The sequence below is a fragment of the Arthrobacter sp. A2-55 genome (assembly GCF_025548615.1).
Taxonomy (GTDB): Bacteria; Actinomycetota; Actinomycetes; order Actinomycetales; family Micrococcaceae; genus Specibacter; species Specibacter silviterrae.
Window position 1 is genome coordinate 37622 of sequence record NZ_JAJLOZ010000012.1, and the last position, 16155, is coordinate 53776.

The window sequence follows — 16155 nt, forward strand, 5'->3', positions numbered from 1 at the left end:
ACAGCCCAGCGGGTGTCTCGCAACCGATATGTCTCGCATCCCATGGGATGCAAGACGATCTGAGGTTTCGCAGGTGAACCCTGGCGCGACGTTCGGACCTGCGACACCGAGCACGGACCTGACGAGCCAAGAGCGCTGAACTCTCCACGGTGGCCTCCTGATTTCAGGACACAGGACTCCGAGACGCAACCCCGGTCCGATGTAACCCGCCTGAATGCGGCAAGATGATTGCATGGGATCTGCAACATTTGAGGACGTGCTTGACCGGCTCTATTTCACTGCCATTGACCAGAAGGACAAAGGCAGCAAGTTTGAGCGGTTGGTCAAGCGGTATTTGCAGTTGGAGCCGAAGTATGCAGACCAGTTTTCCGATGTCTGGATGTGGCAGGAGTACCCTGGCCGGGACGGCAAGGTGGACACAGGCATCGACCTCGTGGCCAGGGACCGGTACACGGGCGAACTGACGGCAATCCAGTGCAAGTTTTACGACCCGATGTCCACGCTGCAGAAGGCGCAGATCGATTCGTTCTTCACTGCTGCCGGCAAGACCGACTTCTCCTATGGCATGGTGGTCTCCACCACGGATCACTGGTCCAAGCACGCCGAGGATGCACTTGAGGGCCAGTCGAAGGGAATGACCAGGCTACGCTTGAAGGACTTGGCTGAGTCAACGATTGACTGGTCGCAGTTCGACGTCGATGTCCCCGAGCAGATGCGCAAGCTGGACCGCAAGGAACCCCGCAAGTATCAGCGTGAAGCCATCGACGATGTCAAAGCCGGCTTCCAAACCGGCGATCGCGGCAAGTTGATCATGGCTTGCGGTACAGGCAAGACGTACACCTCCCTCAAGATCGTGGAGGAACAGGTCCCTATCGGCGGAGCCGTGCTCTTCCTCGTCCCGTCAATTGCGTTGCTGCAGCAAACACTGAACGAATGGACCGCCCAGGCCACCGTCCCGATCAGGGCGCTGGCAGTCTGCTCGGACACCAAGGTCGGCCGCAAGGAGAACGAGGACGTCAGCGTCCATGACCTGGCTTTTCCGGCCACCACGGATCCCGTGAAGTTGTTGAACCGCGCCCGCATCAGCACCGGGCAGGAGGCCGTGACGGTCGTCTTCTCCACATACCAGTCCATCGATGTCATTGCCCAGGCCCAGCAGCAGGGCCTCGCGGATTTTGACCTGATTCTCTGCGACGAAGCCCACCGAACCACGGGCATCACTGAAGCAGACCATGATGATTCATCCTTCGTCCGCGTCCACGATGAGACGTACTTGAAGGCGGCAAAGCGCCTGTACATGACAGCGACGCCCCGCATCTACGTCCAGGAGTCCAAGGCGAAGGCCGCGGAGGACAACGTGGCGGTCTACTCCATGGACGACGAGGCAGTGTTCGGCCCCGAATTCCATCACCTCGGCTTCGGCAGGGCCGTCGAGATGGGTCACCTGGCCGACTACAAGGTCCTTGTCCTGGCAGTGGATGAAGAAGCCGTGTCGCGCTCTTTCCAAGGCATGTTTGAGGAGAACGGTGATCTCAAGCTCGACGACGTTGCCCGCATCGTGGGTTGCTGGAATGGGCTCTCCAAACGCGGCGTCAACGGCCAGCGCCTGGACATTGCCAACGCCAGCCCTATGCGCCGGGCCGTGGCCTTCGCCCGCAACATCAAGGAATCGAAGAAGCTTGCCGAGGAATTCGAGCTCATAGGCAAGCAACTCTTGGTCAACGCCGCTGACGCTGAGGCAGAACAGGCATTGAAGCTTGAAGCAGGGCACGTGGATGGCACCTTCAATGTCCTGGAACGTTCCGCGAAACTTGACTGGCTCAAGGAACCTGCCGACGGCAACGTCTGTCGCATTCTCTCCAACGTCAAATGCCTTTCCGAGGGCGTGGACGTGCCGTCCCTGGACGCTGTGCTCTTCCTGAACCCGCGGAATTCGCAGGTCGACGTCGTCCAGTCCGTGGGTCGTGTGATGCGCAAGGCAGAGGGCAAAGAATACGGGTACATCATCCTGCCCATCGCAGTGCCAGCGTCGCAGGACCCGGAGACCGCCCTGAATGACAACAAAAAATACAAAGTTGTCTGGGACGTGCTGCAGGCCTTGCGTGCCCACGATGACCGCTTCGAGGCCATGATCAACAAGCTCGACCTGAACCGCAATGCCAATGATGTCATTGACGTCATCGCGGTCACCGATCCATTCAACGCGGACGACGGCGGCGCTCCTGCCCAGGAGAAAAGCGGCACTGACACTGGAGTTACCCAGGAGACGCTGTTCGCCCTGGCCAGGGCAGATGAATGGCGGAACGCGATCTTCGCCCGCATGGTTCGCAAGGTCGGCGACCGGCGGTACTGGGAATCCTGGGCCACCGATGTCAAGGAAATCGCGGACCGGCACGTGATCCGCATCCGCACCATCCTGGACGGTCCGGATCCAAGGGCACGCGAAGAATTCGCCGTGTTCCTGGAAGGGCTCCGTGGCAACCTGAACGATGGCATCAGCGAATCCGACGCGATCGACATGCTTTCCCAGCACCTGATCACCAAGCCAGTGTTCGAGGCCTTGTTTGACGGCTATTCCTTTGCCGCCCACAACCCGGTGTCCCAGGTCATGGATTCCATGGTCGTCGTGCTCGAGCAGTACAACCTCGACTCCGAGGTTCAGAACTTGGAAGACTTCTACCGCTCGGTGCGGATCAGGGCCGAAGGCGTAACCAATGCCGAGGGCAAGCAAAAAATTATCACGGAGTTATACGAACGATTCTTCAAGCTGGCCTTCCCTCGCACCGCTGAATCCCTTGGCATTGTCTACACCCCGGTGGAGGTGGTCGACTTCATCATCCGCGCCGTCGACGATGTCCTCGCGAAGGACTTTGACTCGTCCCTGTCGGCACCCGGCGTGCACGTCCTTGACCCCTTCGCCGGAACCGGCACCTTCACTGTGAGGCTGCTGCAGTCTGGCCGCATCAAGCCGGAGGACTTGTTGCGGAAGTACACACAGGAACTCCACGCCAACGAGATCCTGCTTATGGCTTATTACATTGCCGCCATCAACATCGAGGCAACGCTACATGGGCTGCTGGAAGACCAGACGGCGGACGCAGGAGGGGAACCGGACACGGTGGAGTATGTGCCATTTGACGGCATGGTGCTCACAGACACGTTTCAGATGTCCGAGGTTGGTGACACACTCGACGAGCACGTCTTTACGTCCAACAACGACCGTCTGGTTGCCCAGAACAGGCTCGACATCCGTGTCATCCTTGGCAACCCGCCGTACTCCGTGGGCCAGTCCAGCGGCAACGACAACAACGCCAACCTGAAATACCCCACACTGGACGAGTCAATTCGCTCCACTTACGCGGAACGGTCGACGGCGACACTCAAGAATTCGCTATACGACTCCTATATCCGAGCCATTCGATGGGCATCCGACCGGATTCTGACCTCGCCCGACGGCGGCGTGGTTGCCTACGTCTCCAACGGCGGCTACATCGACGGAAACACCGCGGACGGCTTTCGCAAAACACTCCTGGGCGAATTCCATGACATTTACGTATACAACCTCCGTGGCAATGCTCGCACTGCCGGCGAGCAACGCAAGAAGGAAAAAGATAACGTTTTTCAATCAGGCAGCCGCAATACTGTGGCCATCCTGATCCTTGTGAAGAAGCCTGGGCCCACACCCGGCGCGGTGCTGCACTACAAGGACATTGGCGACTACCTCGACCGTAAGGAAAAACTCGCCCTCGTCGAAGCTGCCAGCATCAGCACGCTCGATTGGGTCACCATTACGCCCAACGCCGAAGGCGACTGGATCAATCAACGCAACGATTTGTTCGAATCTTTCACACCCATTGCCGAAAAAGCACGAGGAGGCGAGAAGCCAACTATCTTTGCCGATTTCAGCGGAGGATTGAAGACGAATCGTGATGCCTGGGTCTACAACTTTTCGATGGTTGGTTTGGAGTCCACCACAAAAAGGATGATTACGAACTATGGGGAACAGCTTCGTCGTGGCGTGATCGATCGTGAACCTACAATGGTCAGCTGGTCGAGCGGACTAGAATCGCTCCATTCTCGAGGTACCGAGATAGTGTTCAATAGCAAAAACATACGTACGGCCCTCTATCGGCCCTTTACCAAAATGAAAGTCTATTTCGACGACCAGTTGAATGATCGACGTGGACGACTTCCTCAAATATTTCCAGATGGAACCACAGAAAACGCGGGATTCTATCTTCCAGCACCTGGCAATTCAGCTCCGCCGTTCCTATGCCTGGCCGTCGATACGGTCCCAGACCTTGGTGGGGCAGGGATAAGTGGCGTTCAGTTCTTCCCCCGGTACACCTACCCATCCCCGACGGTAGACGACGACTTGTTCTCTTCGGCGGGAGCGTCCTCGTCCCCGGAACGAGCGGACAATATTACGGATGCGACGCTGGCCGACTATCGTGCCGTTTACGGTGCAACGGTCAGCAAGGACGACATCTTTTTCTACGTCTACGGTCTGCTGCACTCGCCCGAGTACCGCGGTAAATTCGCGGCAGACTTGAAGAAAATGCTTCCGCGCATCCCCAAGGTGCCCGGGGCAGAGAAATTCATGGCGTTCTCGCAAGCGGGCCGGGAACTGTCCGCCCTGCACATTGGTTACGATCAGCAAGAGCCGTACCCGCTCACAGAGGTGGAGACCGCCGTCGTGCCTGCCGAGGATGAGTACGCAAAGTACGCCGTGAAGAAGATGAAGTATGGCGGCAAGGCCGGTGCGTGGGACAAGACCCGCATCGTGTATAACAGCCACATCACCCTCGAAGGCGTGCCAGTGGAGGCACAGCGCTACATGCTGGGCGCCAGGTCCGGCCTTGACTGGATTCTAGAGCGGTACCAGGTGAAGACGGACAAGGCCTCGGGGATTGTCAATGACCCCAATGACTGGTCTCGCGAGCACGGCCAGCCGCGCTACATCATTGACCTGATCGGGCGGATCGTTGCGGTGAGCCTGGAGACGAACCGGATCGTGGATAGTCTGCCAACGCTAGATCTGGAAGGTGTCACTGCGTGACAATTCCTAAATGGTACGAGTTCATATTGCCTGCCCTTCAGGTGTTGGAAGATGGTCAGGATCACACGCTGAGATCGATTCGCTCGGGCGTCTTGGGCCGAGTTGATTTGACCCCTGAAGAGAGAGTCGAGCAGATTCCCTCAGGGCAGGAACGTTGGTACAACCGGCTACTGTGGGCCTTGACGCACTCCCATAATGCGGGACTCGTCTCGCGCCCGTCGCGGGGAATCTATCGGGTAAGCGACGAGGGGCAGGTACTCGCTGCAAAAGGATTGCCCGTCACGGCGGCGATGCTGCGTGAATATCCGTCATATCTCGAGTTCATGAACAGATCGGGTAGATCGGCCGAGGCCTCCGGACCTTCCGTACCCACTGACGAAGACGCTGCCGCTGAGACGCCAACCGACGCACTTGATGCTGCGTTGGCCGCACTTGATAGAAGCCTTGTTGCGGAGGTATATAGCTATCTGGCCCATTTATCTCCAGACGCCTTCGAACGGTTAATAAGGATCTTCGTTGTCCAGTTGGGCTACGGCGCCAACCGCACGAACGAAGCCACAGCGCGCCTGACGGCCGCCGATAAGGGGATTGATGGAATTGTCTGGCAGGATGCCCTAGGGCTGGACCGCGTGTATCTCCAGGCCAAACGCTACGGTGTTGAAAACAAAGTTGGTGGGCGTGAAGTTCGTGGGTTCAGCGGAGCTCTCGACCAGCACCGAGCAACAAAGGGCATCTTTATCACCACGTCGTCGTTTACCTCAGACGCATTGCTGGTTCCTAAGGAAGTGGTTCACAAAACGCTGCTTCTCATCGATGGCCAACGACTTGCGGAACTCATGGTTCAGTACGGTGTCGGCGTGCAAGCGGAACAGACGATCACGGTCAAAAAACTCGATTTAGACTTCTTTGAAAATATTTAAGTTTCTGGACCAGGGAGGCGCCATGGCAGGAGACAGTTGAGCCAAGTCGAGCCTTGGCATCCGACTGGCGCTGTTTCAATTAGTCGCCCTGGCCGCGGCTAGACGGGCTGGTGCGATGGCCAGGCAAGCGCTCGAGCTGACGTGGTAGGTGGCCGGCCAAGGCGCTCCAACGTGTATTTGGTTTGGGTCCGGGCGGATCAGCAGGACCGTATCGGGCCAGATGGAAAACATGCACGGCTCGATCCAAGCTGTCTGGATATATCCGAACTTTTCCCATCGGATGGTTGCCCATGAGCCGGTCGGCTGAACTTCTTGAAATCCGAGGACCGTTATGACCGCCGTTGTGCTGTGTTCACTTTGCGTTCGGGTCAAAAACTCCCATTGCCTGTCGGAGAACCGTTGCCATTCGGATTTTTTGTGGAAGAGGGTGGTCCAGCGACGCGCTAAAAGGGCGCCGGCAATAACCACGACGGCCAGGGCAATCCAGGCCCCGATTTTCGGAGGCCACGCCAACACGATGATGGCTGCAACGCAAACGAGGATGACGGCAGCGATGGTGGTCATCACCACCATGGGGGCGGTGGCGATGTGCGGTTTGACCATTGGGTTGGTGTCCATGGGCTTTCCCTCCGCCTTCATTCTAAATTTCCCATCCGACATTGGTAAGGCCAGGTTCAACTGAAACTGTTGAGGTTGCCGGACCGTCCCCATCACGGTTGCCGTTCTGAAGCAGGCTGATTTCGGCTTCGAGTTGCTGGCGATCCCGGCCGCGGTCCCATTCGTAGTCGGCCGGGGGAGGGCCCAACAGGTCCTCGTAATCGCCGATCAGCCAGCGGTCTCGGTAGACGGCGATGCCCTCCACCAAGTGGTTGCGGTCGGCAGTGGGAGTGGAATCCGGGAGTGTCGCTGTCACTTGCTGGACCCAAGGTTCTGTGCCAGAGAGTGCCGTCAACCTCAGCTGTTGGATCCTGGCGTTTGCAAGCTCACGTACTTGGCCGACCATGGCCATCAGGTCGGCGCGCTCGCCGGGGACGGCTTCGTCAAGCCATCCGTCAATGCCGGGGGAGCTGTCGCTGCCGATTGGTCGGAGGCGGGCGTGGATGACGGCCATCAGGTCCTTCGCGTCGCCGGGGCGTCGGATGGCTTGTTCCAGCGTGGCGGTTGCTGCCCTAGATTCGGCTGCAGTGGCGCGTCGCCAGGCGGCGACACTTGCACCCCATGACGGCGAGCTCTCGAGACTCGCTGCCAAACCTGGCTGCAGGCGTTCGACGGCGGAACGCAGGTTCTCGGCTGCGGCGATCTGGGCGAGGTAGTCGTACTCGGCGGCAAGCTGATGAAGGGAGTTGGCGCTCTCCCTTTCCTCATCTCCCACTTCGTGTGCCGTCCGCTCGGCGCCTTGGGCGGCAAGGACTTCGCCGATGATTTCCAGCCACGTGGTTGTATCGACCTCGTGGAGTTCCTCGTCTGGGGCGGGATCGGTTTCGCAGATGTACGCGGTGTTGGCTTCCCTGCCACGGGTCATGCCTACATAGAAGAGCTCCCGGGTGAGGCACCCTTGCGTGAGGAGGGTGTGGCTGGTGTCGACGGTGATTCCCTGGGAGCGGTGGGCCGTCGTCGCATACCCCAATTCCACCGACGCGGCCAGGTACTCACTGGTCAGCTTGATGCCCACACCGGTGTCGAGGCGTCGGCCCACAATCGACCCGTCATGGCCCGGCTTCGCCGTGAGCTTGATAAGCGTGCCGTTGCGGATGTAGTCCCCGGCCTGGTCGGTGAGCCGCCGGTCGTTCTTGCGGGCGATCACCGTGTCCCCGCGGCCGGCGCTGAGCCCGTCACTCAGGCGCACCGCCCGCCGGGCGTCGACCAGGCCCTGGTCCACCAGCTCCGCATGGGCGCGCTCGTTGAGGACTGTGACGGTGTCGTTGTCCGGTGCAATCAGGATGGACGCCCTGCCGGCATGGACGTCCGCGATCCACCGCCCGTACGCCTGGTCGACCATCTCCATGTACTCGCCGCGGCGGAGGCGTCCATGCGCCTCGTACTGCTGCACCGCCGTGAAGTCGCCCGCCCGCAACAGCAGCGACGCCGGCCCCTCCCACCCGTGGCGGAACCGCCGCACACTGGTTAGCTGGATCGCCTTCCCCTGCCGGTCCAGCCAGCCCAGGATCCCGCCGGCGTCGATCGCGTCCAACTGGGCAGGGTCGCCCACCATCACGATCTTGGCCCCGGCATCCCGCGCCTGGTGCACCAGGGCCGCCAGCTGCGCAGTGGAAACCATCGACGCCTCATCCACGATCACCAGCTGGTTCCGCCGAAAACTCCAGTGCCCCTGCCGCATCGCCAAGTCGGCCATCCGTTGCGACCGTCGCAGCCGCTGCCAGAATGTACCGGAACGGGATGCTTCAAGGTCGCGGAACCGCTCCGCCCGCCCCGCAGCGCCCTGCCCGACCGACTCATACAGCCACTTGGACACATTCTCCGCCACCAGCCCCAGCTTCCGGCCCAGCACATTCGCGCTCGCGGCTGCCGGGGCAAGTCCGACGACGCTTCCCGCACCATAGGCCTGTTCCCAACTGTCACGGATGGCTGCCATGGTGGTCGTCTTCCCCGAGCCTGCCGGGCCGACGACGGCGTCGAGGTACCTGCCGCTGGAAAGCACCTCGTGCACGGCGGCGAGTTGGTCCGGCGCCAGCTCCGTCCGGTCCGGGGCCTGCCCCGCACGGGTGAGGAACGTGTCGGCGAGGTGGGGCGCGATGGCGGGGCCGCCGTCGTCGTTCCTGGTGTTCATGACCAGCTGCTCGTTGGCGAGGATGCCGGCATCGGTGTAGAGGCGGGCGCCGGGGAACTCGAAGACGGCGTGGCCGGCGAAGGCGACGTCGCTGCCGGCATCCGGCGGGACCGTGTAGCGGTAGGGGTTGAGCGCGACACATTGGGACTCGGCCGCGGTGGCGACGGCGTCGATCAGGTGGCGGCGGTCGGCGGCGGTGGCACAGCGGATGTCGGCGCAGACCCGCTCCGCCTCGGCCAGCAGGTTCCACCGGTTCCAGGTGGCGCGGCGCCCGGCCACCTCCTCGCGCGCGGCTGAAGCCGCGGCGGCGACCCATGGCCCGGTGAGGTCGGCGGCGGTGACGGGACGTTCGTGGGAGCGGTTGATGGTCTGGCGGATCACGGTGGCCGGTTCGAAGCCAAGCCGTTGGGCGCGGACCCGCCAGCCTGTGGCGAGGTTGCTGAGGGGTGTGGGGTCCTTGTCCTTGGCCTGGCGGGTGGACAGTGTGGCCTGCTGGCGGAACTTGGTCACGGTGGTCCTGGACGGCCGGCTGCCGTGGGTTTCCTCCCAGGCCTGGATGAGCCGGTCCGTTTCCGCGTTGATCAGGTGGGAGCGGCTGGAGAATTCCTGAATCAGCTTGTCGTCGACGCCGACCAGCTCGTGGCGCGGGTTGCGTTCGCGGATGGCGGGCGGGCGGAAGCCGGGGACTGCGCCGAGGCGTTCCTGGAGGCGGTCGAAGAGGAGCCCGTTGTAGTGTTCGCTGGCGGAGATGGTGGCCTTGTAGAGGGTGCGTGAATCCAGGCTGGACCAGGCGCCGTCCGTGGCCCGCTGGACCCGGTTGGCGATGACCACGTGCGTGTGGAGCTGGGGGTCGCGGGCGCGGGATTCCCAATGGTCGAAGGCTGCGGCGACGGCGCCCTTGGCCCCGACGTGGGCGACCCCGCCGCGGCCGGTCCTGGTGTGGATGGCTTGGGTTTCGAGCCATTCAAGGACTTCGTTGACGGCTTCGTGGTGGGCTTGGAGGATGAGCTTTTGGATGTCCTTGGGGGCGAGCGCCCAGATGACGGACACGGATTTGGGGACGCTGAAGGTCAGGTCGAATCCGGCGACGGCGGCGCGCTTGGTTTCCTCGCCGTTGCGGTGGGCGACGGTGGTTTGGCCGTGGGGGCGGCCGAGCGGCTGGTGGGTGTCCGGGTGCTCGGCGTTGCTGAAGATGGCGGTGGCATCGGCGTTGGTCACCTGGTCCAGGGGCCGGCGGTTGATGCCTTCGAGTCCCTGGCCGAGCCACCGGCCCGGGGGAGTGCCAGCCCTCATGTAGTAGCCGGTGGCATCTCCCGGGGCGAGGGGGACGTCGTCGCCCATGGTGGTCTTCAGCAGGTACTTCACGCCTGCGTGGGCGGTGAGGCGGGCGATGGAGACGGTCATCGCGTATGGGCCGGCATGATGGTGGGCCAGCCGCGGCGGCGGTAGATCTCCGCGGTGGGCCGGTCGAGGGGGATGCCGAGGTGGTCCGAGAGCTGCAGGAGGCGTGCGGCGAGGCGCATGAGGTCCTGCGTGTCGCCCCGCTGGCTGTGGAGGACCCGGGCGATTTCCAGGCGCAGCTCGGTGGTTTGTGCCTTCGCCTCGGCCAGTTCCCCGCAGAGGTCCAGGTTGACGGCGGCCAGGTGCCGCAGCTGGGTGAGCTGCTGGTCGATGGTCTTGTCGCGTTCCAGGACGGCATGGTGGAACTTGTCCTCCGCCGACTCGGTTTCCCGCCGGAGCTGGCGCTGGTAGTCGGATTCTGCCTGCAGGAGCCTTTCCTGGGCATTGGCGCGTTCGACGGCAACCAGCGTCTTCCTTGTAGCCCGGCCCGTGGAGCGGCGCTTCTCGGCCCGCCGCCGGTCACGGCTGGCCCGGGAGCACGACGGCGAACAGTACAACTGGGTTGGCCGGCCCGGTTCAAAGACGGCCAGGCATTCCCGACACTTCTGAGTAGACATGCATACTCATGGGAATCCCGGCCCGAAACTCCATGACCGGCCGCGACAGTTCCCGCCGCGGTCAGGGCCTTGGATGCCAGATGTGTGAACTGATTTGAAGATTTCTAAGCTGGACTCGAGGCGTCGGGTTCGGCAGCCTTGAACTAGGTTTGGCATTAAACCAGGTCGATCAATTGAGACGTGACGAGAGCGGGAACGTTCTTAATAGACGAAGTCGGTCCCTGGATAGGGGACAGCCAAATTTTACGGTTCATCTGGAGACGACGATCTGCGGTTTCGACGCCGTGATCGACGTCACGGATGACTAATGCTGTTCCGTGAAAGGTGGCTGCCGCGCTTTTCGGCGTGCATTTTTGGAATCGACCTGGACGGAGAGCTCTTCAGCGTCTTGACCAGTTCCCCCCAGTCTCCCCGGACATTACTTGAGGGGACAGCTTGTTGTCTTGGATTACTGGTTTCGTCGTCGGCTTGATGGTTTTCGGCTTCTGGGACATCAAATTTGCTTTGAATCGCCCGTCTTGAGTAGTGGATCGTCAGATATCAGGATAGGGGTCTGCCCTAAATCGTGAGGAGTCTCTGGTCCACGAAGTCGCTGCGGCTGAGGTGAGTGCCTCGGGAGCGAGCCAAATTGTCTAAATCGATTGCCGGTACACAGTTCGGGATCTTCAACCAGTTGGCGGTGTCGACCTGTTGAACTGTACGCGGGCAATAGTTGCGGACCACGGTTGGAGTCGGAGCGTAGTCAGTCGTCAATGAGCTCCGAAAGAGCATGATCGATCATGGTGACTCCCACTGGCAAAGAGACGCCTAGTATGGCTGCGGCGGCGCCTGTAGTCGAAGCCGCGGCCGCGGTATCCGCGGCAACTGCGCCGCAGCCGCCTAGTACTCCGAGCACCACGGCAAGGGTTCGGCATGCTTCAGCGTGTTCCCCTTCGACGCGAAGCTGCTCAAGATGTTCGTCTACTTTCGTCTGCAGTTGCAGGAAACTCTCTGTCAAAGCGGGGATTGAGTCTGCCAACGGCTTGTCCTGAACGGCGAGCATGTCTCGCTCGAAGACTTCCAACAAGGAAGTGTCGAAGCCTTTGGCACGGAGTAGTTTGCATTCTGCTTTGACGAACCAACGTATCGTGGACTTATCCATGCGCAATTCCTCCGTGACTCCCCACGGATTGAAGTTAAATCGCGCTAAAGTCTCGTGGACGAATGCTTCTGTATCGGTTATCAGGGGTTCCTGCTGAAGCACTTCCAGGGCTCGTTTGGCAGCTTGGAGTCCTTGATGGAGGAGGGCATTTCTTCCTCGCTTCCGTCTTGTGCCCTTGAGTAGGTCGATGGCCGTGTTGATATTGTTCGCCTCGAAACTAATTTGCGAAGTCAACAAGTGGGCCTCCAGGTGTGCGCCAGATTTTGCAGGACAGTTCTCGCATGATTTGTGAATGCCGATGGCGGGTTCCATGACGATAATGGAGCCCACACGATGGCACAAGGGGAATCAGGAAAATATTCATCATACGAGTAGAAATGACAGATATTTCTCATCCGGCGGCTGCCGACTCAATCGGTAGCCGCCGCGCGGATGGTGTTCCTAGCTGAATCGTTCTGGTCGGAAGGTTTCCAGCATCGGGTGGGGGTTTCCTGTCAGGATCTCGCCTGCCATCAATTCGCCTGCGACTAGACCCAGAGTCGCACCTGAGTGGGTGAAGGCAACGAAGCAGCCGGGTACCTTTTTCAATTGTCCAAATACTGGTTCGCCATCGCCGGGGATTGGTTTCCGACCGATCTTCCATGAGGCTGGCTTGACGTCCGGGGTGCCGTCCAAAAGTTTGGCTGCTTCGTTGGCGAGTTCTTGAACGATGTCGTCGGGGATGCTGAACGTGCCGTCGTCGTGTTCGGTGATGTCGGCTTCGTACCAATCGTGATCAAGGGCAAGGGTATTGCCGGGGTTGGGGCGAACTGCCGCACGAGGAGTGTTCATGACGGCTTTCAATCCATGATCGAACGGCTTGGTGATGACCAGCATTGAGATGGGCGACGCATTGCCAATGGTTACACCCAGTGGTGCGACGACATCGGGAGTTGCCGCACCGCAGGCAACGAGCACAGCATCGGCAGCGTAGTTCCGGCCGTCGGCAGCAGTCACGCCGGTGGCATCGCCGTCCTCGACGACTACGGTGACCTTGCCAGCATTGAGGACCAGTTCGCCTCCGAGGGCGTCAAACTCTTCCATGAGGAAATCCACCAGATCCGGAAGACTGACCCAGCCTTCGCCCGGGTTGAAGATTGCTTGTGAAGGGACCGCCTTACGATCAACTGCTGGGGCGACTGCCGTTACGGTTTCGGGGGTGTGCAGGTGTGAGTCATAGGCGTGGGCAGTTTCGTAGGAGTGTCGGGACAGGGTATCTGTCTCATGTCCAGGCTCCGCCCACTGCAGTCCTCCGCTGAACTGCAGCCATTCCCGTGTGGGGTCCGATGCGTAGAGCGTGCGGTATCTGTCGACACCGGCCATTCGAAGGTCGTGGTAGGGCCGGGACCGCTCGCCGGCTGAATTGAGCCAGGAGAGGGAGCGGCCCGTGGCTTCACTGGCCAGATGGGTTTCGGTCAGGAGCGTGACTGTAGCTCCTTTGCGAAGCAGATGGACGGCGGTGGAAACGCCTAGGATTCCGCCGCCGATTACTGCGACGTGCTTGGCGGATTCTTCTACTGACATGACGATTCTCATTTCTGACTTAGGGAAGGCTGTATGAGGAGGTATGGAGCCTCTTAGCCGGCATTGCTAGGCAGTATGGTGGATTTTTTCGATGATTTGCAGTACTTGAAGGGAATTGGCCGGATCTACGGGGAGAGCGCCGGCGCCATTTAAGGCCAGAGCAAGGCGACGGTAGAACTCCGGGTAGGACCCGCGATCCGGTGGAACCGGCGTCGTTTCTGGGCCGATGCCCAAGTGCCCCCAGTTTTCTTCAGGGTCGACGCCGTACTGCGGGTCCGTTGGCAGTATCCCGGCGTCTAATGACGGTTCTTGGCTGTCGAGTCCCCATTTTGTGTAGCCGGTGGTGGAACCTAGGACGTGAAAACGTGCCCCGACTTGGGCTGCCATTCCATTCATCCAGAGTCTGGACCGGACGCCTGACTTGTGCTGGAGTGAAACGAAGGCCTCCTGATCGGCATCTGAACCAATCGGGTCGCTTATACGGGTAGTTTCGCCGTGGCAATCGGACACGGGTCCAAACAGCTGGATGACCTGGTCGATCAGGTGCGCTCCAAGGTCGTGGAGGATGCCGCCGGCTTCGGCGAGTGTTGCTTCGTCACGCCAATTTTGGAAGCCTCCCGGGCGCCACCATTCAAAGCGGGACTCAAAGCTTCGGACTTGACCGAGATCGCCCTGGTTGATGAGCCGTTGGAGCGTGAGGAAGTCAGCGTCCCAACGTCGGTTCTGAAACACGGTGAGCAGGACGCCCGCTGTTTCAGCTTGAGCGATGAGTTCTTGGGCTTGGTCTGAGTTTGAGGCAAATGGTTTGTCAATGACGACGTTGAGTTTGTGTTCGATGGCGGTAGATGCGAGGGCGAAGTGCGTTGCTGGCGGAGTGCCGATAATGATCAAATCGAGGTTGCCGGTGTCGGCATATAGTTCCTTGGCAGTGGCCACAACCCGAGCATTGGGATAGAGCGCCGCGGCTTGTGCTGCACGTTCCGGATTTGAAGTGACGATCACGTCCAACGAGTACGCCGGGTCCGCGGCGACTAATGGGGAGTGAAAGACTCTGCCAGAGATCCCGAAACCGATGACTGCGGTCCTGACTTGTTGGGTGTCCGACGTCGTGCTGGCCATCACAGGACTTCCGAGAGAAAGCGCTGCAAGCGGTCGCTTTTTGGCCGGTCGAAGAGGTCTTCTGGGCTGCCTGCTTCCACGACTTCTCCCTCGTCCATGAAGATCACTTGATCCGCGACTTTGCGTGCGAAGCCCATCTCATGTGTCACGACGGCCATGGTCATGCCGCGGCCGCCGAGCCCTGCCATGAGGGTCAGCACGCCTTTGACGAGCTCTGGATCCAAAGCACTTGTCGCTTCGTCGAACAGCATGACTTCCGGTTCCATGGCCAGCGCTCGGGCAATGGCTACGCGCTGCTGTTGGCCACCGGAGAGGTCCCTCGGCCGGTGGTCGGATCGCTCTGCCAGCCCAACTTCCACTAGGCGGCGCATCGCACGCTCCTTGGACTCTGCCTTTGACATTCCTTTGACATTCCGGAGGGCGAGCGCCACGTTTTCCAGAGCCGTATGGTCCGGGAACAGATTGAAGTGTTGGAACACCATGCCGATCCGCCGGCGCAGCACGTCGGGTTTCAGGCCCAGGGCACTGGATCCGTCGAGTACGACATCCCCGCCTTTAGGCTCGTGCAGGCGGTTGATTCCCCGCAACAGGGTGGACTTTCCTGAGCCGGAAGGGCCGATGATGCAGGTGGTCGTCCCGGGGGCGATCGTGAAAGAGACGTCGCGGAGAACGTCAATGTCTCCGTAAGCCATGCTGAGGTTCTTTAGCTCCAGGCTGGAGCCGCGGAAGGTCTCGATATCGGCTGATGTGGTGCTGGCGCTGATGCTCATGTGTTGCTCCCGTTGGTCAGCGGCGAGGCCGCGCTGAGTTCCTTGACTTCATTGAGTCCGCTGATGGGTGGTGCGGAGCGGCGGCGGCCGGTACGGAATCGGTTGTCGAAGTAGTTCACCAGGTGGGTGAGGGGAACTGTGATGATGAGGTAGAAGACGCCGGCCATGACCAAGGGGGAAAGGTTTCCCGAGAGAACCGCGGCATCTTGGCCGACACGGAATAGTTCACGTTCTCCGACCAGCAGACCGAGAAAGTAGACGAGCGAGGAGTCTTTGACGATGGCGATGAATTGGTTGACTAAGGCGGGCAGGACGCGGCGGATGCCCTGAGGGATGACCACCAGTGCCATTGCCTTGGTATAGCTCATGCCCAGGGCCCGGCATGCCTCAATTTGTCCGTTGTCCACACTCAGGATGCCTGCTCGGAAGATTTCCCCGATGTAAGCACTGGCGATCAGACTCAATGCGATGATGCCCAAAGGGTAGGGCGAGGGGCCAAAGATCGACTGGCTGAGCCTGGCGAATCCCTGCCCAATAAGGAGAATGGTCAGGATGGCTGGGAGACCGCGAAACAGGTCCGTGTAGACCCGGGCGGGAATCCTCAGCCATTTGGAGGGCGAAATGCCCATTACTGCCACGATCATGCCCAGGATGACGCCAATGACGGTGGAGGCAAGAGAAATAATGAGTGTGTTGCGGAGGCCGGTTGCCAGGAGTTGGGGCAGGACATCGGCCATGGCGTTGAAATCGAAGAACGTATGAGTAATGGTGTCGAACCAGTCCATGGGTTGCTCTCAGAGATAGTTTTGGTGGAATGCAGGGGGTAGATGTGGGCCG

General features: G+C 60.4%; 10 protein-coding genes. 2 read left to right on the forward strand and 8 right to left on the reverse strand.

All coding sequences use genetic code 11. From position 1 onward, the window contains the following. The first annotated feature begins 232 nt into the window (after positions 1–232). Both LPN03_RS05445 and LPN03_RS05450 read left to right on the forward strand, forming a co-directional pair. Positions 233–5059, forward strand: coding sequence for a DEAD/DEAH box helicase (locus LPN03_RS05445; protein WP_262453421.1), 4827 nt, complete (start codon positions 233–235; stop codon positions 5057–5059). Further along, the gene (locus tag LPN03_RS05450) at positions 5056–5979 is read left to right on the forward strand and encodes a restriction endonuclease (protein ID WP_262453422.1); all 924 of its coding nucleotides are present in this window, start codon (positions 5056–5058) and stop codon (positions 5977–5979) included. The genes LPN03_RS05445 and LPN03_RS05450 overlap by 4 nt, the downstream gene beginning before the upstream one ends. A gap of 75 nt (positions 5980–6054) precedes the next feature. Here LPN03_RS05450 and LPN03_RS05455 read toward each other — a convergent pair whose 3' ends face one another. The 8 genes from LPN03_RS05455 to LPN03_RS05490 form a co-directional block, all read right to left on the reverse strand. Further along, positions 6055–6597: a hypothetical protein gene (locus LPN03_RS05455; protein WP_262453423.1), complete on the reverse strand. Its 543-nt coding sequence runs from the start codon at positions 6595–6597 to the stop codon at positions 6055–6057. Positions 6598–6619: 22 nt separating this feature from the next. Further along, a complete protein-coding gene (gene mobF, locus LPN03_RS05460; protein ID WP_262453424.1) occupies positions 6620–10171 on the reverse strand; it encodes a MobF family relaxase in 3552 nt (1183 codons plus the stop codon). Continuing rightward, positions 10168–10725, reverse strand: coding sequence for a hypothetical protein (locus tag LPN03_RS05465; RefSeq protein ID WP_262453425.1), 558 nt, complete (start codon positions 10723–10725; stop codon positions 10168–10170). Before LPN03_RS05465 ends, mobF begins: the two co-directional genes overlap by 4 nt. A gap of 742 nt (positions 10726–11467) precedes the next feature. After that, a complete protein-coding gene (locus LPN03_RS05470) occupies positions 11468–12178 on the reverse strand; it encodes a hypothetical protein (protein ID WP_262453426.1) in 711 nt (236 codons plus the stop codon). Positions 12179–12307: 129 nt separating this feature from the next. Further along, positions 12308–13429: an NAD(P)/FAD-dependent oxidoreductase gene (locus LPN03_RS05475; protein ID WP_262453427.1), complete on the reverse strand. Its 1122-nt coding sequence runs from the start codon at positions 13427–13429 to the stop codon at positions 12308–12310. A gap of 66 nt (positions 13430–13495) precedes the next feature. Then, positions 13496–14548 (reverse strand): Gfo/Idh/MocA family oxidoreductase, encoded by a 1053-nt coding sequence (locus tag LPN03_RS05480; protein WP_262453428.1) that lies wholly within the window; start codon positions 14546–14548, stop codon positions 13496–13498. Beyond that, positions 14548–15318, reverse strand: coding sequence for an amino acid ABC transporter ATP-binding protein (locus LPN03_RS05485; RefSeq protein ID WP_262453429.1), 771 nt, complete (start codon positions 15316–15318; stop codon positions 14548–14550). Before LPN03_RS05485 ends, LPN03_RS05480 begins: the two co-directional genes overlap by 1 nt. Continuing rightward, positions 15315–16103, reverse strand: coding sequence for an amino acid ABC transporter permease (locus tag LPN03_RS05490; protein WP_262453430.1), 789 nt, complete (start codon positions 16101–16103; stop codon positions 15315–15317). The genes LPN03_RS05485 and LPN03_RS05490 overlap by 4 nt, the downstream gene beginning before the upstream one ends. Positions 16104–16155 lie beyond the last annotated feature (52 nt).